General features: G+C 61.0%; 19 protein-coding genes and 1 rRNA gene. 5 read left to right on the forward strand and 15 right to left on the reverse strand.

The window, feature by feature from the left end; translation table 11 throughout:
* Positions 1–84: 84 nt before the first annotated feature.
* Both rrf and AC2CGQ_RS00010 read left to right on the forward strand, forming a co-directional pair.
* A 5S ribosomal RNA gene (rrf, locus tag AC2CGQ_RS00005) occupies positions 85–200 on the forward strand.
* Between the two features lie 258 nt (positions 201–458).
* The gene (locus tag AC2CGQ_RS00010; RefSeq protein WP_076741034.1) at positions 459–1,769 is read left to right on the forward strand and encodes an MFS family transporter; all 1,311 of its coding nucleotides are present in this window, start codon (positions 459–461) and stop codon (positions 1,767–1,769) included.
* A gap of 36 nt (positions 1,770–1,805) precedes the next feature.
* On the opposite strand, the gene pssA is transcribed toward AC2CGQ_RS00010, so the two are convergent.
* The 4 genes from pssA to trxC form a co-directional block, all read right to left on the reverse strand.
* The gene (gene pssA, locus AC2CGQ_RS00015) at positions 1,806–3,161 is read right to left on the reverse strand and encodes a CDP-diacylglycerol--serine O-phosphatidyltransferase (protein ID WP_176326476.1); all 1,356 of its coding nucleotides are present in this window, start codon (positions 3,159–3,161) and stop codon (positions 1,806–1,808) included.
* Positions 3,162–3,313: 152 nt separating this feature from the next.
* The gene (locus tag AC2CGQ_RS00020) at positions 3,314–5,962 is read right to left on the reverse strand and encodes a bifunctional acetate--CoA ligase family protein/GNAT family N-acetyltransferase (protein ID WP_484593370.1); all 2,649 of its coding nucleotides are present in this window, start codon (positions 5,960–5,962) and stop codon (positions 3,314–3,316) included.
* A 42-nt stretch (positions 5,963–6,004) separates the two neighbouring features.
* Positions 6,005–6,700 carry a tRNA-uridine aminocarboxypropyltransferase gene (locus AC2CGQ_RS00025; RefSeq protein ID WP_004928866.1) on the reverse strand — a complete coding sequence of 232 codons (696 nt, stop codon included), beginning with the start codon at positions 6,698–6,700 and terminating at the stop codon, positions 6,005–6,007.
* 113 nt (positions 6,701–6,813) lie between these two features.
* Complete coding sequence (gene trxC, locus AC2CGQ_RS00030; RefSeq protein ID WP_004928868.1) at positions 6,814–7,233, reverse strand: thioredoxin TrxC; 420 nt, start codon at positions 7,231–7,233, stop codon at positions 6,814–6,816.
* A 207-nt stretch (positions 7,234–7,440) separates the two neighbouring features.
* On the opposite strand from trxC, the gene AC2CGQ_RS00035 reads away from it, so the two are divergent.
* Positions 7,441–8,529 carry a tRNA/rRNA methyltransferase gene (locus AC2CGQ_RS00035; protein WP_015378876.1) on the forward strand — a complete coding sequence of 363 codons (1,089 nt, stop codon included), beginning with the start codon at positions 7,441–7,443 and terminating at the stop codon, positions 8,527–8,529.
* 58 nt (positions 8,530–8,587) lie between these two features.
* Here the strand turns inward: AC2CGQ_RS00035 and emrB are convergent, their stop codons facing one another.
* The 7 genes from emrB to AC2CGQ_RS00070 all read right to left on the reverse strand — a co-directional run bounded on the left by emrB (position 8,588) and on the right by AC2CGQ_RS00070 (position 15,905).
* Positions 8,588–10,129 carry a multidrug efflux MFS transporter permease subunit EmrB gene (gene emrB / locus AC2CGQ_RS00040; RefSeq protein WP_161800767.1) on the reverse strand — a complete coding sequence of 514 codons (1,542 nt, stop codon included), beginning with the start codon at positions 10,127–10,129 and terminating at the stop codon, positions 8,588–8,590.
* 14 nt (positions 10,130–10,143) lie between these two features.
* Positions 10,144–11,316 (reverse strand): multidrug efflux MFS transporter periplasmic adaptor subunit EmrA, encoded by a 1,173-nt coding sequence (emrA, locus tag AC2CGQ_RS00045; protein WP_015378875.1) that lies wholly within the window; start codon positions 11,314–11,316, stop codon positions 10,144–10,146.
* A gap of 23 nt (positions 11,317–11,339) precedes the next feature.
* Positions 11,340–12,791: an efflux transporter outer membrane subunit gene (locus AC2CGQ_RS00050; RefSeq protein ID WP_004928878.1), complete on the reverse strand. Its 1,452-nt coding sequence runs from the start codon at positions 12,789–12,791 to the stop codon at positions 11,340–11,342.
* Between the two features lie 28 nt (positions 12,792–12,819).
* On the reverse strand, positions 12,820–13,338 hold the full coding sequence (gene mprA / locus AC2CGQ_RS00055) for a transcriptional repressor MprA (protein WP_004928879.1): 519 nt from the start codon (positions 13,336–13,338) through the stop codon (positions 12,820–12,822).
* A gap of 162 nt (positions 13,339–13,500) precedes the next feature.
* Positions 13,501–13,848 carry an L-valine transporter subunit YgaH gene (gene ygaH, locus AC2CGQ_RS00060; protein ID WP_015378874.1) on the reverse strand — a complete coding sequence of 116 codons (348 nt, stop codon included), beginning with the start codon at positions 13,846–13,848 and terminating at the stop codon, positions 13,501–13,503.
* The gene (locus AC2CGQ_RS00065; RefSeq protein WP_004928884.1) at positions 13,838–14,584 is read right to left on the reverse strand and encodes an AzlC family ABC transporter permease; all 747 of its coding nucleotides are present in this window, start codon (positions 14,582–14,584) and stop codon (positions 13,838–13,840) included. The genes ygaH and AC2CGQ_RS00065 overlap by 11 nt, the downstream gene beginning before the upstream one ends.
* A gap of 121 nt (positions 14,585–14,705) precedes the next feature.
* Positions 14,706–15,905, reverse strand: a complete 1,200-nt coding sequence (locus AC2CGQ_RS00070; protein ID WP_021504985.1) for an MFS transporter — start codon at positions 15,903–15,905, stop codon at positions 14,706–14,708.
* A 105-nt stretch (positions 15,906–16,010) separates the two neighbouring features.
* On the opposite strand from AC2CGQ_RS00070, the gene AC2CGQ_RS00075 reads away from it, so the two are divergent.
* Positions 16,011–16,889, forward strand: coding sequence for a LysR family transcriptional regulator (locus tag AC2CGQ_RS00075; RefSeq protein WP_004928891.1), 879 nt, complete (start codon positions 16,011–16,013; stop codon positions 16,887–16,889).
* A gap of 30 nt (positions 16,890–16,919) precedes the next feature.
* On the opposite strand, the gene proX is transcribed toward AC2CGQ_RS00075, so the two are convergent.
* The 3 genes from proX to proV form a co-directional block, all read right to left on the reverse strand.
* Positions 16,920–17,921, reverse strand: a complete 1,002-nt coding sequence (gene proX / locus AC2CGQ_RS00080; RefSeq protein ID WP_004928894.1) for a glycine betaine/L-proline ABC transporter substrate-binding protein ProX — start codon at positions 17,919–17,921, stop codon at positions 16,920–16,922.
* A gap of 69 nt (positions 17,922–17,990) precedes the next feature.
* Positions 17,991–19,097, reverse strand: coding sequence for a glycine betaine/L-proline ABC transporter permease ProW (gene proW / locus AC2CGQ_RS00085; protein ID WP_004928897.1), 1,107 nt, complete (start codon positions 19,095–19,097; stop codon positions 17,991–17,993).
* Positions 19,090–20,292, reverse strand: a complete 1,203-nt coding sequence (gene proV, locus AC2CGQ_RS00090; RefSeq protein WP_085337228.1) for a glycine betaine/L-proline ABC transporter ATP-binding protein ProV — start codon at positions 20,290–20,292, stop codon at positions 19,090–19,092. The genes proW and proV overlap by 8 nt, the downstream gene beginning before the upstream one ends.
* Before the next feature lie 126 nt (positions 20,293–20,418).
* On the opposite strand from proV, the gene AC2CGQ_RS00095 reads away from it, so the two are divergent.
* Positions 20,419–20,676: a hypothetical protein gene (locus tag AC2CGQ_RS00095; protein ID WP_126180864.1), complete on the forward strand. Its 258-nt coding sequence runs from the start codon at positions 20,419–20,421 to the stop codon at positions 20,674–20,676.
* Between the two features lie 22 nt (positions 20,677–20,698).
* Here the strand turns inward: AC2CGQ_RS00095 and AC2CGQ_RS00100 are convergent, their stop codons facing one another.
* Entirely contained in the window at positions 20,699–21,385 is a 687-nt protein-coding gene (locus AC2CGQ_RS00100; RefSeq protein ID WP_033632270.1) for a response regulator, read from the reverse strand.
* Between the last annotated feature and the right edge of the window lie 28 nt (positions 21,386–21,413).

Raw genomic sequence — 21,413 nt, forward strand, 5'->3', positions numbered from 1 at the left:
GTTTTTAGAGAGATTTTCAGCGAAGTTCCGAGATTGGTTCTGATGGCGACACGAGAGTGAAGCGGTTGGAATGAAACGAATTTGCCTGGCGGCAATAGCGCGGTGGTCCCACCTGACCCCATGCCGAACTCAGAAGTGAAACGCCGTAGCGCCGATGGTAGTGTGGGGTCTCCCCATGCGAGAGTAGGACACTGCCAGGCATCAAATAAAGCCGAAAGCCCTGAACTGACGTTCAGGGCTTTTTGCTATGGGAAAAATGGAAAATCCCCGTTGTAATCCGCTTCAGCTTTCATCGTACTGTTTAATATTCATCACAAAACCAACGCATTGTTTCTCTGAATGTCAGATATTCTTCGTCCGCTATTAAGTTTGGCTGTTAACTTATAAATAACAATAAAGTAACAACCAGGGCGGCAGGAAGCCGAATTTCATCATTGCTATGGCTCGGAGAAAATATCATGACAGAAACAACCTCGGCTCTTGGGGATGAGCACGGCGTCGAACAGGGGGCGCTGGATAACAAGAAACGCATTTTCGCTATCGTCGGAGCTTCATCAGGCAATCTGGTGGAGTGGTTTGATTTTTACGTTTATTCCTTCTGTTCCATTTACTTTGCCGCCTCGTTCTTTCCGGCGGGCAACAGCACCACGCAGCTGTTGCAAACCGCCGGGGTATTCGCCGCCGGCTTCTTTATGCGGCCGATCGGCGGCTGGCTGTTCGGCTATATTGCCGACAAGCATGGCAGAAAAAACTCCATGCTGCTTTCAGTCTGCATGATGTGCGCCGGATCGCTGGTGATCGCCTGCCTGCCGACGTATGAATCGATCGGCAGCTGGGCGCCAGCGTTGCTGCTGATCGCCCGCCTGTTCCAGGGGTTGTCGGTGGGCGGCGAGTATGGCACCAGCGCCACCTACATGAGCGAGGTGGCGATCAAGGGGCGGCGTGGCTTCTACGCCTCGTTTCAGTATGTCACGCTGATCGGCGGGCAACTGTTGGCGCTGCTGGTCCTGGTGATCCTGCAGCAGATATTGCCCGCTGAAGAGCTGAAAGCCTGGGGATGGCGCATTCCGTTTGCCCTGGGGGCCGTGTTGGCGATAGTCGCGCTGTACCTGCGCCGTTCGCTGAATGAAACCTCCGATGCGAAGACGCGTAACCACGAGGATGCCGGTTCGCTGACGGGGCTGTGGAAAAATCGCAAGGCGTTCCTGATGGTGCTGGGCTTTACCGCCGCCGGTTCACTGACCTTTTACACCTTCACCACCTACATGCAGAAATACCTGGTGAACACCGCCGGTATGGACGCCAAGCTGGCCAGCGCCATCATGACCGTCGCGCTGTTCGTCTTTATGCTGCTGCAGCCAGCGGTAGGCGCGTTTTCGGACAAAATCGGCCGTCGCAGCTCGATGCTGATCTTCTCAGCCTTCGCCACGGTGTTGACGGTGCCGATCCTGTTCGCTCTGAAAGAGGTGACCAACCCCTTTATGGCGTTTGGCCTGATCGTGCTGGCGCTGTTCATCATCAGTTTTTACACCGCGATCAGCGGGCTGCTTAAAGCCGAAATGTTCCCGCCGGAGGTGCGCGCGTTAGGGGTGGGCTTGTCTTATGCGGTGGCGAACGCCATGTTCGGCGGCTCGGCGGAATATGTCGCGCTGTCGCTTAAATCGTTTGGCGTGGAGAACGCTTTCTTCTGGTATGTCTCCGGCATGTGCCTGCTGGCGTTGCTGGTTTCACTCCGACTGCATCGCAAAGGCAAGGAGATACAGCTGTAATAAAAACCCCGGCCTTGGCCGGGGTCAGCATACCGCTTACAGGATACGGCTAATCAGCCGATCGATGCGGATGCGGCGCAGACGGCGAATCAGCTTGCGCACCTTGATCGGGTACTGCTGAATGCTTTGCAGCTCCTGATAGTGGCCGACCACGGTGGTGTGGGTGCGGATGCATTCCAGCTCTTTCTGCCGTTGCTCGCGCAGCTCTTGCTTGGGATCGTGGATCAGAATGGCGTTTTCCAGATCCAGCCGCCAGGCGCGCGGGTTGAGGTTATTGCCGGTAATCAGCTGCCACTCTTCGTCTACCCACATGCCTTTCAGGTGATAGCTGTTATCGCCATCCTTCCACAGCCGCACGATCAGTTGGCCGGTGTCGATGTAACGCTGCAAGCGGCTCAGGAAGCGGCGCAGGTTGATCTCATACAGGTAGGGCAGCGCGCCGATGATTTTGAACGGCTGGTCTTCAGGAATATAGAAGTCGTTGGCGGTTTTATCGCCGACGATGATTTCCACCTGCTTACCCTGTCGCAGCAGATAAATGATGTTGCGCACCAGCAGCGCCGGCAGGTTGAAGTAGGGGGTACAGAGCGTCAGTTTCTGGTCGGCGCACGACATCAAGTGATGAATGGTTTTATTCAGCACGCTTTGTTTGCCTAGCCCAACCATCGGCGTCACCGCCAGCTCATCGTTGCCGGCTTTGCCGCGGAAGTGATAACCGGCGCGGCGCAGGGCGAAACGGAACAGACGGGTCTCGTTTTTGATCTCCGGGCTTTTCGGCCGATCGCTGCGATCGAGGCGCTGTACGGCACCGGCGGTGAGCAGATGCTGCTTGATGTAATCGATCAGGGTATCGGCCAACACCTCATTGGTGATCAGCTGGTAGCGATCGTAACGGTATTTCTCATGCTGATGCAGATAAACGTCGTTGATGCTGGCGCCGCTGTAGATCGCGGTATCGTCGACCACAAAGCCCTTCAGATGCAATACGCCCAGCGCTTCGCGGGTATTGACCGGCACGCCGTAGATCGGCACCGACTGTTCCGGATGTTGGCTGGCCATGGCGCAGTACCAGTCGGCGTTGGTATTGGCGGCGGCGGCGCCGATGCGCCCACGCTGTGCGCGGTGCCAGTCGACCAGTACGCAGATTTCCAGCTCGGGCCGCCGCTGTTTGGCTTGATACAACGCATTGAGGATCTCGCGCCCGGCGTCGTCATGCTCCAGATACAGGGCCACCAGATAGATGCGTTGGGTGGCGTTGGCGATGGCGTCCAGCAGCGTGGTGCGAAAATCGGACGGCGCGTACAACGTACGAACATCAGCAACCGTCTGGGGGAGTTTGGGCAGTTGTGCAAGGTGTTGTTGATGTTTGCTACGTTTAAATTTTGACAACATCACAGTGCGTTTCTTCTCTCATGATTGATGGCCAGAACGCCACAGGCATAAAAACAATAAACCGAATAATCGGGCGATAATACCATTAGTTGCCCCGATTGTGCGTATGTTTTGGCGTTAAGTGGTGGATTCGTAGCGCATTGCGACGCAGGTCACTGCGCGCCGTCGGCCCGCAGCGGCAGCGTCAGATTGACGATGCCGTCCTCAAGCTGCACCTCGATGCCAAAGCCCAGCCGCTGAGCCAGCGCGATCATGCCGCGGTTATTCGGCATGGTGATGCCGCTCAGACGAGTCAGGCCATGCGCGCGCGCATAGGCGATCATTTTCTCCAGCAACTGACGCCCCAGGCCCAGGCCTTTCAGGTCGGAACGCACCAGCACGGCGAATTCGGCGTCGGTGTTGTCCGGATCGGACAGCGCGCGGGTCACGCCGATGATCTCGTCTGCGCGCACCGCCACAAAGGCCATTTCTCGATCGTAGTCGATCTGCGTCATGTTGGCCAAATCGTCATGGGTAAACTCATTGATCTCGCTGAAGTAGCGATAATAGAGATCTTCCTTGGTCACCCGGTCGATGAAATGCTTCAGCGCCGGCTCGTCTTCCGGCAGGATAGGGCGGAACAGGCATTGGCTGCCGTCTTTCAGCGCGATGGTCTCTTCCAGCTCATGCGGATAAGGCCGAATCGCCAGCCGCGCCTGCGGATCGCCGCTGAACAGCGCGAGCTGCATCGACACGTCCAGCAGGGTGAATTCGCTGCCGGAAGCCAGCACCGGGTGAATATCCAGCCGGGCGATCTCCGGGCAGTCGAGGATCAGGTTGGAGACCTGCACCAGCAAGCGGCTTAGCCCGGGGATATCTAAAGGCCGCAGCGCGCTGCGCCCGCGGATCTTGCCGCCTTTCACCGCCTGCAGCACCAGATAACGCGCCAGCGCCATATTCAGCGGCGGCAGCGCGACCGCCACCTGATTTTCCTGGCGCCACTCTACGCCGCCTTCGCCCAGCATGATCAGCGGGCCGAAAATCGCATCCTGCTCTACCGCGATGCGCAGCTCCTGGGCGCCAGCGCGGTTGGCCATGCTCTGCACCAGCAAGCCGTGGATGCGCGCCTGAGGGTAGGTGCGCTTCACGCGGTCGAGGATCGCCTCCGCCGCGCGCTGCACTTCGGTCGCGGTGCGCAGGTAGAGCATCACGCCCTGAACTTCCGACTTGTGCGGGATATCCGGCGAACGCAGCTTCAGCGCTACCGGGTAGCCGATCTGTTCGGCGATATGTACCGCTTCGGCGCTGTCTTCGGCGATCCAGGTCGGCAGGGTGCTCAGATCGTAGGCCTGCAGAATGGATTGCACCTCGTGGGTATCCAACTGGGTGGCACCTTCGGCCAGCGCCTGATGGATCAGGCGGTGGGCGTCGGCGGTATTGGCGGTCAGGCCGACCGGCAGCGCCGGCGTCTCCTTCAGCTGCTTCTGGTTGCGGCGGTATTCCACCATATGCATAAAAGCGGTCACAGCGCCTTCCGGCGTGCGATAGGTGGGAATGGCGGCCTCGGTAAACAGCCGGCGCGCCTCTTGAGAAGAGTATTCGCCGCACCAGTTGGTCAGCAAGGTGATGCGTTTGCCGCGCGCATGGCGGTGCAGCGCGTCGATCAGCCGCTGCGCCGTGGCGGTGCCCGGCGCCGCCGCGCTCGGCGCATGGATCAGCAGCAGCGCGTCATAGTCGTGGCTGTCGAGCAGCGCTTCAATAGCCGCCAGGTAGCGCTGCGGCGTGGCGTCGTCGCGCAGATCGAGCGGGTTGCCGGCGCGAATGAAATCCGGCAGCGCATCGCTCAGCTTCGCCAGGCTCTCCTCGCTCAGCGTCGCCAGCTTGCCGTTGCGCCCGAGCAGCTCGTCCAGCGCCATCGCCGCCGGCGCCGCCCCGTTGCTGACGATCATCAGCCGTTCGCCGCGCAGCGGATGCATATGGCTGAGGGTTTCCACCGCTGAGAACAGCTCATGGGTATCCTGCACGCGCAGCAGGCCGGCGCGCTGGATGGCGGCGTCATAGGCGGCGTCCAGCCCTTGCTGGCTGTTGAGCAGTAATTGCGCCTGTTGGCTGCGGCCGCTTTTGATCACCAGAATGGGCTTATTGCGTGAGGCGCTGCGCGAGGCAGAGAGAAAGCGCCGTGCGTCGCTGATGTTTTCCAGATACAGCAGGATGGCGCTGGTCTTGCCGTCGCGCGCCAAAAAGTCGAGTAGATCGTCGACGTCGATATCCAGGCTGTCGCCCAGCGCAATGAAATAGGAGAAGCCGACTTCGCGCTGCTGCGCCCAGTCGAGAATGGTGTTGGCGACGGCGGCGGACTGCGAGATAAACGCCAGCTTGCCTTTTTGGATCGGCACCGGCGAGAAGCTGGCGTTAATGCCCTGCCACGGCGCCAGCAGTCCCAGACTGTTGGGGCCCAGCAGCCGCATGGCGTAGCGCTGCGCGCAGGCTTTCAGCTCGGCGAACTGTTCTGGCGGTGAAGAGAGCACGATGGCGGTTTTACAGCCGCGCTGCCCCAGCGCGTCGAGCAGCGCCAGATTACGCTTGGCGTGGGTGCAGATGATCGCCAGATCCGGCGTCAGCGGCAGGCTGGCGACGTCGGGATAGGCCATGACGCCGCATACCGCCTTGTAGCGCGGCGTCACCGGCAGGATGGGGCCGCCGAAACCGCCGGCCAGCAGGTTGCTCATCATCAGGTTGCCGGCGCGGCCCGGCTGCTGCGAAGCGCCCAGCACGGCGATCGATTTGGGACGTAGTAGCGCTTCTAACCCTCGCTGGCTCATGCACGGCTCCTTTTGGCAACGTTATGCCTGATTTTAGGCGCTTTATGGCTGCATTGCTGTGACCGATGCCTCCGGCCGGGTCGGTTTTCCCGCCAGATACTGTTGACGGAAATAGCGAAAATGCTGATTCAACCCTTCGGCGGCCGGCAGATCGCCCGCCTGTTGCAGCAGGGCGGCGGCCACTTCCGCCGTGCAGTGTTGCTCGGCGCGGCTGGCTTCGCGCAGTTGGTAGTCCGATGCGGCGTCGACGTTGAGGGAAAACACCGGGAATTGATTGAGATACGGGCTTTTACGGAACATTTTGCGCGCCTCCGCCCAGGTACCGTCCAGCATGATGAACAGCGGCGGTTTGCCGCCGACGGGCAGTGCGCTGAACACCGGCCGTTCGGCGTCGGCGTAGGACGCGGGGAACACCACATAAGGCTGCCGTGTCGGATCGTTGATGGCCGCCAGCAGGGCGGGATCGACCTCGGTGCGCGACCAGAGGAACGCCTGGGTGTCCGGCAGGATATCGGCGATCAGGCGGCCGGTGTTGCTGGGCTTGAGCGGCTCGGCGCCGAACATGATCAGGCAGAAACGGCTGCCGGCCTGCTGTGGGCGAATGGTGTCGCACAGGCAGTTTTTATGCGGCAGCAGGCAACCCTGACAACGCGCCACCCGGCAACCGCGCGCCAAAAAAGGGCGGGTGGCGCGGTCTAAACGGAATTGGCGCAGGCGAAGTACGGCGTTGTCGGTCATAACGATCCTGGGGAAAAACCGCTATTGTAACGCAGAAAAAAGCCCGCCGGGAGGGGCGGGCTCGATCGGGGGCGTTCGCGCGCAATGGCGGGATACGGCCTATACTTGCCGAATCACACTAACTCGTTGAGCCAGTTGTCAAACGGCGCTTTCGGCATCGCGCCGTTGAGCATGTCGACCATCTTGCCCTGACGGAACACCATGATGGTCGGGATGCTGCGGATGCGGAAACGGGCGCTCAGCTCCGGCTCGGCTTCGGTGTTCACTTTCACGAAGCGCACTTTGCCGGCGCGCTCTTCGGCCACGTCTTCAAAGATCGGCGCAAAGCTGCGGCACGGGCCGCACCACGGCGCCCAGAAATCGACCACGACCGGCAGATCGTCCTGCAGCAACTGGTCCAGCGTGGCGGCGGTGGCGTTGATCACTTCACCGTCGAAGAGCTCATGGCCGCAGCGGCCGCATTTCGCATTGTCCGCCAGACGTTCTTCCGGCACGCGGTTGGTGGCATTGCAAGCTGCACAAACTGTATTCATGTTGACCTCGGGTACAGAGAAAGCATGGTCCCCGCAACGCGGTTGCGGAGATGTTTCTTTAATGCTGACAATTATCGGCAAAACCCGGCGCGTGAACAATGAGGTTTGTTCAATGGATGTGATAGTTGGGAGCTTTTAGCGCAAGTTGGTGGCTTCGTGCACCAACATCAGGTAATCTTCGCGCCCTGCGCGTTGGTGGAGAAGACAATGAACGATTCATTTAGTGGCAAGAACGGTAAAGTCAAAGTGATGTACGTCCGCAGTGACGACGACAACGGCGACGACCGTAACAAGAATAAACGTCCGGCCGGCAAAGGCCGTCCGGCTGACGGTGCGCGATCGGGCCGCACCGGTCAAGACAAGGCGCGCGGCGGCAACGATCGCCGCGGCGCCGACTCCCGCCGCAGTGAAAGCGATCGTCCTCGCCGTCCGGCGCGCTCTGAAGATCGCGGTGGCAATGAGTCGCCGTGGAGAACCGTCTCGCGCGCGCCGAATGAAGAGCCGGCGTTCGATCATGGCGGCATCAGCGGCAAAAGCTTTATCGATCCTGAGCAGCTGCGCCGCCAGCGCGCGGAAGAAACCCGCGTTTACGGTGAAAATGCCTGTCAGGCGCTGTTCGCCAGCCGTCCGGAAGCGATCGTGCGCGCCTGGTTCGTGCAGTCGGTCACCCCGCGCTTCCGCGAAGCGCTGCGCTGGATGGCGGCTAACCGCAAAGCTTACCACGTGGTGGATGAAGAAGAACTGGCCAAGGCTTCCGGCACCGAGCACCACGGCGGCGTCTGCTTCCTGATCAAAAAGCGTCAGGGCCTGGATGCGCAGACCTACCTGAAAAGCGCGCCGGCGACCGACTGCGTATTGGCGCTGGAAGAAGTGGGCAACCCGCATAACCTGGGCGCCATCGTTCGTTCTTGCGCCCACTTCGGCGTCAACGGCGTGCTGCTGCAGGATCCGGCGCTGCTGGAATCCGGCGCGGCGGTGCGCACCGCAGAAGGCGGCGCGGAGCACATCAAGGCGATCAACGCCGATGATTTCCTGTCGGTGCTGGATACCTTCCGCAAGGCGGGTTACACCATCGTCACCACCTCCAGCCACAAAGGCACCGCGCTGGCGCAGGCCAAGCTGCCGGCCAAGATGGTGCTGGTGCTGGGCCAGGAACGCGACGGTCTGAGCGACAGCGCCTGGCAGCAGGGCGATATGAACGTGTCCATCGGCGGCACCGGCAAGGTGGAAAGCCTGAACGTTTCCGTGGCGACCGGCATTCTGCTGGCGGACTGGTGGCGTCAGAATCAGGCGTAATTTTCTACGTCGGATAAAAAAACGGGCGCCCCAGGGCGCCCGTTTCGTTTATTGAAGCTTAGTGAGCGCCGCCGCCCCCGCCGCCGCCGGAGCTGAATGGCGGTTTCGCCACCCACACCAGCACCAGCAACACCAGGAACACCCCGGCCGACAGCCAGAATATCTCGTTGGCGGAGATGATCAGGCCCTGCGCGGTGATCTCGTTGGCGATATACGCCGACGCCTGCTGCTTGCTCATGCCGAGCTGCTCCAGTTGCCGGTACATCTCCTGCGACTGCGGGTTGTACGGGTTGACGAACTCCGTCAGTTGCGAATGGTGCTGCGATTCGCGCTGCGTCCACAGGGTGGTGGTGATCGAGGTACCGATCGAGCCCGCCAGCGTTCGCGTGAAGTTCGACAGGCTCGATGCCGCCGCCATGCGTTCCGGCGGTAGGCCGGACAGCGTGATGGTGGTCAACGGCATGAAGAAGCAGGCGATGGCGAAGCCCTGAACGAACTGTGGCCAGGCGGATGCGCCGAAGTCCATGCCCGGTTCAAACGTATAGGCGCGCCAGTAGAAGCACACGGCATACATGATGAAGCTGAAGGTCACCAGCCGGCGCATGTCGAGCCGGTTGCCGAACTTGCCGATGATCGGCGACAGCAACACTGGGATCAGCCCGACCGGCGCCGACGCCAGCCCCGCCCAGGTGGCGGTATAGCCGTACACCTCTTGCAACAGCTGCGGCAGCAGCACGATGGCGCCGAAGTACAGCATGTACGCCAGACTGATGCACAGGCAGCCGATGGTGAAGTTGCGCGACTTGAACAGCGACAGATCCACCACCGGATGGTCGTCCGTCAGCTCCCACACCACCAGGAACAGCAGCGCCACCACCGCCACGACGGTGAGCGTGATGATCTCGGTCGAGTTGAACCAGTCCAGCTCCTTGCCCTGATCGAGCATGATCTGCAGAGAACCGATGCCGACGATCAGCAATACTAGGCCGACGGTGTCGATCGGTTTGATCTCGGTTTTGGTTTCCCGCCCCTTCAACGTCGCCATCGCCGCCACGATCACGAAGACGCCGATCGGGATGTTGATGAAGAAGATCCAGCCCCAATGGTAGTTGTCGCTGATGTAGCCGCCGAGGATCGGCCCGAAGATTGGCGCGACGATAACGGTCATCGACCACAGCGCCAGGGCCATCGCTCGCTTGGCGGGCGGGTAGTTGTTCAACAACAAACTCTGCGACAGCGGGATCAGCGGCCCGGCCACCACGCCCTGGATCACGCGGAAGAAGATCAGCATGCCAAGGCTGTTGGAGATGCCGCACAGCCAGGAGGCGATGGCGAACAGCGCGGTGGACCAAAGGAACAGCCGCACTTCGCCGAAACGCTTCGCCAGCCAGCCGGTGATCGGAATCGAGATGGCGTTCGCCACGCCGAACGAGGTGATCACCCAGGTGCCCTGCGAGTTGGAAGACCCGAGGTTACCGGAAATGGTGGGGATCGCCACGTTGGCGATGGTGGAGTCCAGCACCTGCATGAAGGTCGCCATGGCGAGCGCGACCGTCATCCAGGCAAGCTGGGCACCTTCAAGCGGTTTCTGTGGCAAGATGGCCTCCCGCGCGCTTAGCCGGCGTTCGCATGGATCACGTCGGCGATCAGCTGGTTAACCGGCGCCAGATTCAACGCCAGCGCGTCGCTCTGATACAGCGGTTTGTCGCGCACCACGTCGGCCAGCACGCGGCCGTCCAAATTGGCGGTGTCGACGGTCACCAGCGTCGAAAGACCGATGCGCAGCGGATGATCGGCCACCTGCTTGGCGTCGAGCTCAATACGCACCGGCAGGCGTTGCACCACCTTGATCCAGTTGCCGGTGGCGTTTTGCGCCGGCAGCAGCGAGAAGGCGCTGCCGGTGCCCATGTCGATACCGGCCACTTTGCCCTGATACACCACGTCGTCGCCGTAGACGTCGCTGACCACCGTCGCCGGCTGGCCGATGCGCATATTGGCGATCTGCGTTTCCTTGAAGTTGGCGTCAACCCAGATGTGATCGGCCGGCACTACCGCCATCAGCGGCGAACCGGCGGCGATCTGCGCGCCGACCTGCACGCTGCGGCGCGAGACATAGCCGGTAATCGGGCTGATCACTTTGGTACGCTGCAGCGCCAGCCAGGCGTCGCGCATCTGCGCGGCGGCCTGTTGGATCGCCGGCTGCTGTTCCAGCGGGGTGTTCAGCACCATCGCCTGGTTGGCGTTGTATTGCTGTACCGCCACTTCCAGCGCGGCTTTGGCGCTGTCGACCGCATCGCGAGCGTGTTGCAGCTCTTCGCGGCCGATGGCGTCAACGCTGCCCAGCACCACGCGGCGTTTCAGATCGTTCTCGGCCTTGCTCAGATCGGTCTTGCGCAGGGCGATGTTGGCCTGATACTGCTTGCTGTTGATGATCAGCTGGTGGGTCTGACGCACGCTGTTGGCCAGGCCGGTCTTGGCGCGTTCAAACGCCTGCTCGGCATCGGTCGGATCGAGCGTCAGCAGCACGTCGCCCTGCTTGACGTAGTCGGTGTTGTCGAAGTTGACGCTGTTCACGCTGCCGGACACCTGGGCCATGATCTGCACCTGGTTGCCGGAGACGTAGGCGTCGTCGGTTTCCTGGTGATGACGCAGCACCAGGAACCAATACACTAAATAAGCCACCCCTATAACAATGAAAATAACCGTCAGCAACAGCAGCCAAAATTTGCGCTGCTTCTTTTTGCCGCTCGGCTGCTGCGGGTTTTGGGTTTCCGCGCTTGCGCTCATGGTGTTCTCCAAGCCTTATATTATTATGCTTTCGAATCCGCTGCGGCCGGGGCCTGATAGCCACCGCCCAACGCGCGGATCAGTCCTATCTTCGCCTGCAGTAAATTGCTGCTGGCATTCAACTCCGCCTGTTGCTGCTGCAATAGCTGCGTCTGGCTGGTCAACAGATCGTCGCGCCCGATAATCCCTGCCTGGTAACGGGCGTTGGCGACCTGATACACCTGTTGCATCGACTGGGCCGCGGACGCCGCCTGCAGTTGCTGCTGCGCAGAACTCTGCTGGATGGTGATGGCGTCGGCGGTTTCCTGTACCGCATTCAGGATGGTTTGGTTGTAGGATTCCACCGCTTCGTCATACAGCGCGGATTCCTCGCCCAGCTTGCTGCGCAGGGCCCCGGCGTGGAAGATCGGCAGCGAGATCGCCGGCATCACGTTCCAGGCCTGGCTGGCCGCTTCAAACAGATTCGGGCTGGTGCCACTGGTATTGGTGGTCATCAGGCCGGCGAAGGCTGAAATGGTCAGGCTGGGGTAAAACTCTTTACGCGCGGCGCTGACGCGCTGGCTGTAAGACTCCACCAGCTGGCGTTGCGCGGCGATGTCCGGGCGTTTGCCCAGCAGATCCGCCGTCAGCTCGCCCTGCGGCGCCATCAGGTTGTCTGCGGGCAAAGGCACCTGACGCAGGTGCTGCATGGCGTTCGGCCCCTGGCCCGCCAGCGCGGCGAGCTGGTGTCTGAGCTGTTCGATTTGCGACTGCAGCTGCAGAATTTGCTGTTTGGCGACGTCGGACTGCGCCTGGGTTTGTTGCGGCACGTCGACGCCGGTCAGGCCGGCCTGATAGCGCTGTTGGCGCAGCGCGGTCAGGCGCTCGTTGTTGTTCACTTCCTGCTGCAGCAGCTTCTCGAGCGCCAGATTGCTCTGCAGCTGGTAGTAGGCGGACGCCACCGAGCTGGTCAGCGTCAACGCCGCCTGTTCCTGCTCGGCGCGCGCTGCGTTCACTTGCGCCTTGGCGGCGTTCACCTGGTTGCGGTATTTGCCCCACCAGTCGAACTCGTACGCCAGGTTCAACCCCAGCGAGTTGGAGCTTGAATAGATCGGCTTATGCGGATACCCCAGCCCCATATTGACGTTCTGCGGCACGCGCTGGCGCTGGGTGCTGGCGTTCAGATCCAGGTTCGGCCCGTTGGCGGCGCTGGCTTCGCCTACCACGCTCTGCGCTTCGCGCACGCGGGCGGCGGCCTGACGCAGGGTCGGCGAACTTTGCAGCGTCTGCGTCATCAAGGCGTCCAGCTGCGGATCCTTGAGGGCGCGCCACCACTGCGGGCTGACGGCCAGCGAACTGACTTTCGGCTGAGCCAACTGCAGGCTCTGCGGATCCATCAGCGTGGATTGCGGGGCAATATTATCGGTCGAAGCACACCCGGCCAGCAGCAACACGGCGAACAGCGGGGTGAATCTCCAGTGAAATGGGGATCGCATAAGTAGGTACCTGAACAGAAATTGTGAATTAGGGTAACTGTTCTGTGATTTCCATTTGATCCAGACGTGCCAGCAATTTGCGCGTCAGCTGTTCCAGCTGTTTTTGCTCATCGTCGGTCAGCGTGGACCACAGGAAATGCAGACATTGGTGCTGCGGCGGCAGCAGTTGACTGAGAAATTCTTCCCCCTGCGGCGTCAGATGCAGATGCAGGCAGCGGCGATCGTTGTCGCTTTCCCGGCGTTCGATCCAGCCGCGCTTCTCCAGCTCGTCGGCGATGCGGGTTGCATTGGTGCGCGAGGAGCCCAGGGCAGAGCTTAGCTCAGAAGGTTGGATGCTGTGGCTTTCCTGCGCATCCAGGGTAATCAGCGCCATAAACAGTGTTTCGTTAATCCCCTGCGCTTTCAGCATCTTATTGCGGTTTTCCAGCAGCTTGCCTTGCATGTGCATGCACAGGCGGGTCAGCAGGATTTCCTGATAAGGGAAATCTTTCTGCCGCGTGGCGCGGAAATTCAGCATTTGTTCTATGGGGGCAAACGAGCTTTCCATAATTTAGGGCCTCATTAATTTCGTTCGAGATAGTAACGACGGTGACAAATAATGTAAATGTTCAGCCGTGCGGATAATTTAGCAATTCGTGTCATTTGTCAGTGTTTGTAAAGATGTGGCGCCTGAAAACGCCAGTGTGAAGCCAAACGATCGGGAGCGGCGTCAGCCTGCACCGAAAAGCATTAACAGTTTTAATGTGACGCCAAAGGCCGTTGCGCCGAGCAGCGTCGACAGAATGATGCTTTTGCTGCGGTAGAAGCACAGTGCCAGCGCGGCGAACCCCACCAACGTCGGCAGCAGCTTGTCCGGTTCGCGCATCACCACCGGCGTGCTGGAGACCACCAACAGGGCGCAGATCGAGGCGATGCCGATGCTGTCGAGCAACAGGGCGGCTTTACCGCGTTTGAGGCCGGGCTGGGCGCGCGCCGGCGCCAGCCGCAGCGGCAGATAACGGAACAGGTAATTGGCGCAGCCCACCACCAGGCCGATCACCAGCACATCAGTGTTCATGGCTGGCCTCCGCCGGAGCTGGCTGGAACAGGGCGGCAATGCAGCCGGCGCCGATGCCGGCCAAAATGGCGACCGGAATGGAGAACAGCACCACGCCGAGCAGCGCGCCGGCCAGCGCGGCGGCGATAGTCAGGCTCTGCGGGCGGCGGAAGGCGGCCAGCAGGAAACTGAGAAACAGCGCCGGCAGCATGAAGGCCAGTGAGGCCTCGATCACCGGGAACTGCTCCAGCGGGCCGTTGCCGAACAGCGCGCCGAGCGCGGTGCCGGCCACCCAGGAGAGCCAGGAACAGAGCGCGATGCCCAGCATCCAGTTTTCGCTCCAGCTGCGGTTATTGCGCATCAGCCTGGCGGTGGCGGCGGCGAAGACCTCATCGGTCAGGCCAAAGGCCCATATCGCCGTTTTGCCGGGCGACATGCGCGAGACGATGCGGTGACGCAGCGCCGGGCCGTACAGCAGGTGGCGCACGTCCATCGCCATCACCGTCAATGCGGAGACCCACAGCGACATCCCGGCGCTCAGCAGGGCGGTGATCACGAACTGGCTGGCGCCGGCGTAGATGATGCAGGAGAAGAAAATGCTTTCCAGCGGGGAAAAACCCAGTTTGACGGCGCTGAGGCCGAAGGCGAACGCCACCGGGACATACCCGATGACGATCGGCAAACTGTCGACGACGCCGTTGGCGAAGGTGGCGCTGACGGCGGGCGGATTGAGGCTGTCTGCAGCTTGGCTTTGCATGGTTGTGGATCGCAGGGTAGATAGGACTTCAATAGTTTATGCCCAGAACATTACCAGAGAGTAAGTAATGTTTATACCCTGCACCGCTAATAAATTTCTTTAGTGACTATTTGCACGATAATCAGATTGCTGCCGGCCCCTGCGGATCGTGGTGCTTGCCGAGCCACCAGGTCAGCAGGTTGAGCAGGCATAACACCCCGCCGGCGGCGGCCACGCCGTACCAACCGGCATGTTGATAGGCCGAGGCGGAGAGCAGCGAACCGAGCGCGCCGCCGATAAAGTAGCTGGTCATGTAGCCGGCGGTCAGGCGGTTGCGCGCGTCCGGCATGATGCGGTACATCACGCTCTGGTTGGTGACGTGTACCGCCTGCACCGCCAGATCGAGGATCAGGATGCCGGCGATCAGCGCCCACAGCGATTGTTTGGCGAACGCGATAGGGATCCAGGACAGCAGCAGCAACACCAGGCCGACGGTGGTAGTCAGCCCGGCCTTGCCTTTGTCCGCCAGATGCCCGGCGCGCGAAGCGGCCAGCGCGCCGGCGGCGCCCACCAGGCCGAACAGCCCAATCACCCCCTCGGAATAGTTGAACGGCGGCGCGGCGAGCAAAAAGGCCATTGAGGTCCAGAGCACGCTGAAGTTGGCGAACGACAGGGCGCCGAGGATGGCGCGGGTGCGCAGCAGCGGCGTGCGGCAGAACAGGCTGAAGATCGAGGCCAGCAGCTGCGGGTAGTTCAGCCCGGAGTGTTGCTTATAGCGCGGCAGCGCGCGCCACAGGATCAGCGCCATCAGGATCATCAGCACGCTGGCGGCCCAGTAGATGGTGCGCCAGCCGCCGAACGACGCCAGTGCGCCCGCGACGGTGCGCGCCAGCAGGATGCCGAGCAGCAGGCCGCTCATGATGATGCCGACGGTCTTGCCGCGCTTTTCCGGGTGGGCCAGCGTGGCGGCCAGCGGCACCAGGATCTGCGCCACTACCGAGAACAGCCCGGTGAGCGCGGTGCCGAGGATCATCATCGGCAGCGTGGCGGAGGTGGCGGTGATCAGCATGCCCCCGGCGGCCAGCAGCGTCATGAAAACGATCAGCCCGCGGCGCTCGAACATGTCGCCGAGCGGCACCAGCAGCAGCAGGCCGGTGGCGTAACCGAGCTGCGCGGCGGTGACGATAAAGCCGGCCTGGTTGACCGACAGGTTGAAACTGGTGGCGATGGTTTCCAGCAGCGGTTGCGCGTAATAGTTGCTGGCGACCGCCAGGCCGGTGGCGATGGCGATCAGCACGGTCAGCGCCGGGCTGAGGCCCGGATGGGCGTTTTTTGGGGTCATGATTTTTTCATCACGGGAAGAAGATAGCGCGCAGTATCCGGCAACGCGTCTGCGGAAACCAATGTATAATTTTCATTTGATTTATCTCATTTCAAGATAGATGCCATGAACCTGAAACAGATCCGCTATGCGCTGGCGGTGGCGGAAGAACAGAGTTTCACCCGGGCGGCGCAGCGCTGCCATACGGTGCAGTCGGCGCTCAGCCACCAGATCGCCAAACTGGAAGAAGAGCTGGGCTGTACGCTGTTTGAACGCACCTCGCGCCGGGTGCGGTTGACCCCGGCCGGCCAGGCTTTCATTCCGTCGGCGCAGCGGCTGTTGGCGGCGCAGCAGGCGCTGGTGGAAGAGGTGACCGCCGCCGGCGATGCGGTGTCCGGCACCCTGACCATCGGCACGATTTCAACCATAAACGCGATTGATCTGACCGAAAAGCTCGACAAGTTTCATCGCCACTATCCGGCGGTGAACATCCGCCTTTACGTTGGCATGAGCGAAGCCCTGTTGGAGGACGTGCGTCAGCAGAAGTGTGATATGGCGTTCGTCGGCATCTGGCCCGGCGATGTCGATTTACTGCCGATGTCGCACCGGCAGTTGACCGATGAGCCGCTGGTGGCGCTGGTGGCGCCGCAGCACCCGCTGGCCAACCGTGAGCGGGTCAACCTGCAAGCGCTGGCGGAAGTGCCGCTGGTGGATTTCTACAGCGGCACCGGCGCGCGGCGCCAAACCGATCGCGCCTTCCTGGCGGCGGGCATCCGCCGGCACGTCAGTTTTGAGATCGATCATATCGAATGGCTGGAGAATCTGGTGCGGCGCGGGTTGGCGGCGGGTATCGTACCTGTCTCGACCGCGCAACGCTTAAGCGCGTTGGTGTCGATTCCGATTGAAGACGGGCCGCGGCGCCAGGTGTATTGCATTTGGCCGCAGCCCTTGTCGAACGCCGCCGCACGTTTTTTACAGTTCAGCGGCATCGATATGGCGGGGTAGGGGCGCGGCAAAGGCGGCGCCCCTGAACGGTTACGGCTTCGCCGCTGCGGCGGCGGTTTTCACCCAGCCGTCGAAGGTGGCCTGATGAGCCTTGATCCAGCCGTTAACGTGGTTCTGGATATCGGCTTCCGAAGCCTGGCCTTCATGCATGCGCAGGTTTTGCGCGTTGATGTCGGCGATCGGCAGCTTCATGATGGCGAACAGCTTGGCGGCCGCCGGATTGGCTGCGGCCCACTGCTTGTTGGCGGCGATGCGCATGGTGTTGACCGGGAAGCCGTAGTTGGCGCCGTTAGGCAGTTTGGTGTCAACGTTTTTCTGCTCGCCCGGCAGGGAGGAAAACGGCACCTGCAGCCAGACCACGTCGCGGCCCGGCACCATCACATCGCTGACCCAGTACGGCGTCCAGGTGTAATACAGCACCGGTTTGCCCTCTTTGTAGCGGGTGATGGTGTCGGCGATCATCGCCGCGTAGTTGCCCTGATTGTGCTCGACGGTGTTGCTCAGGCCATAGGCCTTGATGTGGTGGTTGATCACCGCTTCGCAGCCCCAGCCCGGGGTGCAGCCGGTCAGATCGGCCTTGCCGTCGCCGTTGGTGTCGAACAGCTTGGCGATCTTGGGATCCTTGAGCTGCTCGACGTTGGTGATGTGGTATTGCTCGGCGGTTTTCTTGTCGATCAGGTAGCCCTGCGCGGCGCCGTTGACGTAGACGCCTTCGCGGTAGAACTTGGCGTCGCCGCCGGCGGCCTTGTACTGATCGGCGTGCAGCGGATCCCAGTTGACCGCGATAAAGGTCGCGTCACCGGAGGCGATCGAAGTGTAGGCGACGTTGTAATCCACTTCACGCGGTTCTTTCACGTCGTAACCCAATTTTTCCAGCGCCTTGCTGACCAGCAGCGTCTGGAAAGTCTCTTCGGAAATGGTGCTTTGCACCGGCTGTACCGCGATCCCCTTGCCGGGTAAATCTGCCGCGCTCACGCTCTGTGAGCCAATCAGCGTCGTCAGGGCGAGAGCCCAGATGCCCGTGGTGCGCATAGTGTTTCCCCTCTTTCGATGTGGTGGTGTCATAGCCCGCCGGGGCCGCAGCCGCCGGCGGGAAAAGCGTCAGGCTTGCTTGATGAACGGGCGAGTCAGTAACCCGATGGGGCCGCGGCGATACCAGCGGCCGATGCCTTTACTGCGGCGATCGCGCCCCAGCGATTGGGTGAGGCGATCGAGAATGATCGCCAGGATCACGATGCCGACCCCGCCGACGGCGGCCAGGCCCATGTCCAGCCGACCGATGCCGCGCAGCACCATCTGGCCCAAGCCGCCGACGGCGATCATCGAGGCGATGACCACCATCGACAGCGCCAACATCAGCGTCTGGTTAACGCCGGCCATGATGGTCGGCATCGCCAGCGGCAGCTGCACTTTGAACAGCAGCTGGCGCGGGCTGGCGCCAAAGGATTCGGCGGCCTCGATCAGATCCTCCGGCACCTGCTTGATGCCGAGAATGGTCAGACGCACGATCGGCGGCAGTGCGAAGATGATGGTCACTACCACGCCCGGCACGTTGCCGATGCCGAACAGCATGACGATCGGCACCAGATAGACGAAGGCCGGAGTGGTTTGCATGGCGTCGAGCAGCGGTCTAATCACCTTGGCGGCATGCTTGCTGCGCGCCAGCCAGATGCCGAGCGGCAGGCCGATAAGGATGCAGAAGAACAACGCGGTCAGCACCAGCGCCAGCGTGACCATCGCCTGCGACCAGGCGCCGATGGCGCCGATGGCGATCAGGGAGAGCAGCGTCGCGGCGCCCATGCCGAGGCCCGAGACCTGCCAGGCGAGCAGCGAGAACACCAGAATGGCGATCGGCGCCGGCATGCCCAGCAGCAGTTGTTGGAAGCCGCTCAGGATCATGTCCACCGGCACGCGGATGCCCTGGAACAGCGGGCGGAAGTGCAGCACCAGCCAGTCGATGCCTTGCGTGACCCAGGTGTCGAACGGCACCCAGGCTTTGTGGAACGGATCGAGCAGGCTGAAGTGCTCCGGCTGCGCCGGGGCGCCGCTGAGCCAATCGGCGCTTTGCCCGGCGGCGTCATGTGCGGCCGGCGGCGGCGCGCTGGACCAGGCGTCACCGGCGTTGGCGGCGGCATCGCTGGCAGGTGCGGCGCCGGTATCGGCCGGTGCGGTAGCCCAGGGATCTTGGGTTTGCGTGGTATCACTCATTGGTTGAGCCCTCCTTGTCCAACGCCTGCAGCAGCATGGCCTTGGAGATGATGCCGAGATAGTTATGTTCTTCGCCCACTACCGGCACCGCGCACGGCGCCTGGGCGACCAGGGAAATCAGATCGCTGAGCGGCGTGTCGGCCGGCACGGCGGCGGGGGCCTCGAGCAGGGCATCGTCCAGCGTTTGATTGGCGGACAGCGCCTTTTTCAACGACTCTATCGACACCACGCCGATAAATTTCTTCCCGCGTTCAACAACATAACCATAATCACGGTCCTCATCGCGCAGCAGCTGCAGCGCCGAGCGGGGGCCAAAACCGGGGGTTTTGCGGATCAGCGTCACCGGGCGCCGTTGGGCGATATCCTTGGCGCTGAATACATGACTGATGTCCACGCCGCGGAAGAAGGTGCGCACATAGTCATTGGCCGGGTTGTTCAGGATCTCGTCCGGCGTGCCGACCTGGATCACCTCACCGCCCTGCATGATGGCGATGCGATCGCCAATGCGCATCGCTTCGTCCAGATCGTGGGAAATAAACACGATGGTGCGCTGATGCCGGGCCTGTAATTTCACCAGCTCATCCTGCATTTCGGTACGAATTAACGGATCGAGCGCCGAGAAGGCCTCGTCCATCAATAATATATCCGGGTTATTGGCCAGGGCGCGGGCTAATCCCACGCGCTGGCGCATACCGCCGGATAATTCATCCGGATAAGACAGCGCATAATTCTCCAGCCCGACCTGACGCAGGGCATCCAGCGCTTTTTCCTGGCGCTCCTGCAGCGGTATGCCGGCTAATTCCATACCGAAAGCGGTGTTATTCAGGACATTCATGTGCGGCATTAGCGCGAATGACTGAAATACCATGCTGATCTTATTTCGCCGCACGGTGCGCAGCGCGGTGTCAGATATTTTGGCGATGTCCTCACCGTCGATCAGCACCTGACCGCGAGTGGGTTCTATCAGACGATTGAGAAGGCGTACCAGGGTGGACTTGCCGGAACCGGAGAGCCCCATGATGACAAATATCTCGCCTTCTTCAATGGCCAGAGTGGCGTCTTTTACGCCGAGCGATAAGCCGGTTTTTTCAAACAGCCGATCTTTTGTCAGACCTTTATCCAGCAGTTTGAATGCGCGTTCCGGGTGTTCGCCAAATATCTTATACAGGTTCTTTACTTCGAGTTTAATTGCCATGCAATTTGCTGTTTCCTCTGGTTTAATTAACGCGTTATGGGCTGTCCTTAGCAAAATAAAAGAGCTTTTTACCCTAACACAGTGAATATCTGAGACAACCCTCAATGTCATTTAAATGGGATATTAGTGGTTTACATCAAGGTTTTAATTAGTTATGGTAATTTGGCCCGTGACTCAAAATTGACGGTCATTATTCGGCATAATGGTTTGGTTTTTGGGAAAATAATACGGTGTGGCGCAGAGAGATATTTTGGCGCCGCGCCTGCCGTTCGGATAATAAAAAACCCGACCAGAGGCCGGGTAAAAGTCATCAGTATTTCATCAGTTTTAACGACAGGTGCCGATATCGAGGGGGATATCGTCGAGCGTCATGTTATCGCCTGAGTATGACAGCCAGATGGCAGCCTCAGGCCTTGCGATACAGCCGCCGCGGATGGCCGATATTGCCGTACAGCATCTCCACCCGCACGAACTGGGTGGCGACGCAATATTCCAGATACCGGCGAGCGGTGGTCTTGCTGATGCCGACTTGCTCAACCACGTCTTCCACCGCATGCGCCACCGCCGGCTGGGCGATAAACAGCGCCTGCACCAGCTCCAGCGTGTTGGTTTCGATGCCTTTGGCGCTCGGCTCGCTGGAGAACTGTTTCGACTGCAGGTTATACAGCGCATCGACGTTGTCCTGATCGATGATCTTGAAGGTGCGCTGGGTCTGCACGAACTGCATGAAGCGTTCGAGCGAATTGCGCAGCCGCTTGTAGGACACCGGTTTGATGATGTAATCGAAGGCGCCGTTGCGGATCGCCTGGCTGCAGGTATGCATGTCGCTGGCGGCGGTGATGAAGATCACCGAACAGGCGGGATTCTTCACCGCCGGTTCTTCCATCAACTCGATGCCCTGGCCGTCCGGCAGGAAGTTATCCAGCAGGATTAGCCGAGGCTGATGCTCGTTGGCTTTGGCCCGCGCTTCGGCCAGCGTGGCGGCGTAAGCCACCACCCGCAGGTTGAAATTTTTCTCGATGAACTCCGCGTGCAGCGTCGCCAGTTGCGGCTCGTCTTCCACGATCAGAACGTCCAGTGTTAGGTGTGACATAATCGGGTGCTCAAAAAATCGGGTTATG

This window comes from Serratia sp. DFXYC6 (assembly GCF_057196085.1).

What these genes read in the sequence shown, in the direction of transcription:
- AC2CGQ_RS00010 (WP_076741034.1), top strand. Translation starts at nt 459, where the DNA reads ATGACAGAAACAACCTCGGCTCTTGGGGATGAGCACGGCGTCGAACAG.
- pssA (WP_176326476.1), bottom strand. Translation starts at nt 3,161, where the DNA reads ATGTTGTCAAAATTTAAACGTAGCAAACATCAACAACACCTTGCACAA.
- AC2CGQ_RS00020 (WP_484593370.1), bottom strand. Translation starts at nt 5,962, where the DNA reads ATGAGCCAGCGAGGGTTAGAAGCGCTACTACGTCCCAAATCGATCGCC.
- AC2CGQ_RS00025 (WP_004928866.1), bottom strand. Translation starts at nt 6,700, where the DNA reads ATGACCGACAACGCCGTACTTCGCCTGCGCCAATTCCGTTTAGACCGC.
- trxC (WP_004928868.1), bottom strand. Translation starts at nt 7,233, where the DNA reads ATGAATACAGTTTGTGCAGCTTGCAATGCCACCAACCGCGTGCCGGAA.
- AC2CGQ_RS00035 (WP_015378876.1), top strand. Translation starts at nt 7,441, where the DNA reads ATGAACGATTCATTTAGTGGCAAGAACGGTAAAGTCAAAGTGATGTAC.
- emrA (WP_015378875.1), bottom strand. Translation starts at nt 11,316, where the DNA reads ATGAGCGCAAGCGCGGAAACCCAAAACCCGCAGCAGCCGAGCGGCAAA.
- AC2CGQ_RS00050 (WP_004928878.1), bottom strand. Translation starts at nt 12,791, where the DNA reads ATGCGATCCCCATTTCACTGGAGATTCACCCCGCTGTTCGCCGTGTTG.
- mprA (WP_004928879.1), bottom strand. Translation starts at nt 13,338, where the DNA reads ATGGAAAGCTCGTTTGCCCCCATAGAACAAATGCTGAATTTCCGCGCC.
- ygaH (WP_015378874.1), bottom strand. Translation starts at nt 13,848, where the DNA reads ATGAACACTGATGTGCTGGTGATCGGCCTGGTGGTGGGCTGCGCCAAT.
- AC2CGQ_RS00065 (WP_004928884.1), bottom strand. Translation starts at nt 14,584, where the DNA reads ATGCAAAGCCAAGCTGCAGACAGCCTCAATCCGCCCGCCGTCAGCGCC.
- AC2CGQ_RS00070 (WP_021504985.1), bottom strand. Translation starts at nt 15,905, where the DNA reads ATGACCCCAAAAAACGCCCATCCGGGCCTCAGCCCGGCGCTGACCGTG.
- AC2CGQ_RS00075 (WP_004928891.1), top strand. Translation starts at nt 16,011, where the DNA reads ATGAACCTGAAACAGATCCGCTATGCGCTGGCGGTGGCGGAAGAACAG.
- proX (WP_004928894.1), bottom strand. Translation starts at nt 17,921, where the DNA reads ATGCGCACCACGGGCATCTGGGCTCTCGCCCTGACGACGCTGATTGGC.
- proW (WP_004928897.1), bottom strand. Translation starts at nt 19,097, where the DNA reads ATGAGTGATACCACGCAAACCCAAGATCCCTGGGCTACCGCACCGGCC.
- proV (WP_085337228.1), bottom strand. Translation starts at nt 20,292, where the DNA reads ATGGCAATTAAACTCGAAGTAAAGAACCTGTATAAGATATTTGGCGAA.
- AC2CGQ_RS00100 (WP_033632270.1), bottom strand. Translation starts at nt 21,385, where the DNA reads ATGTCACACCTAACACTGGACGTTCTGATCGTGGAAGACGAGCCGCAA.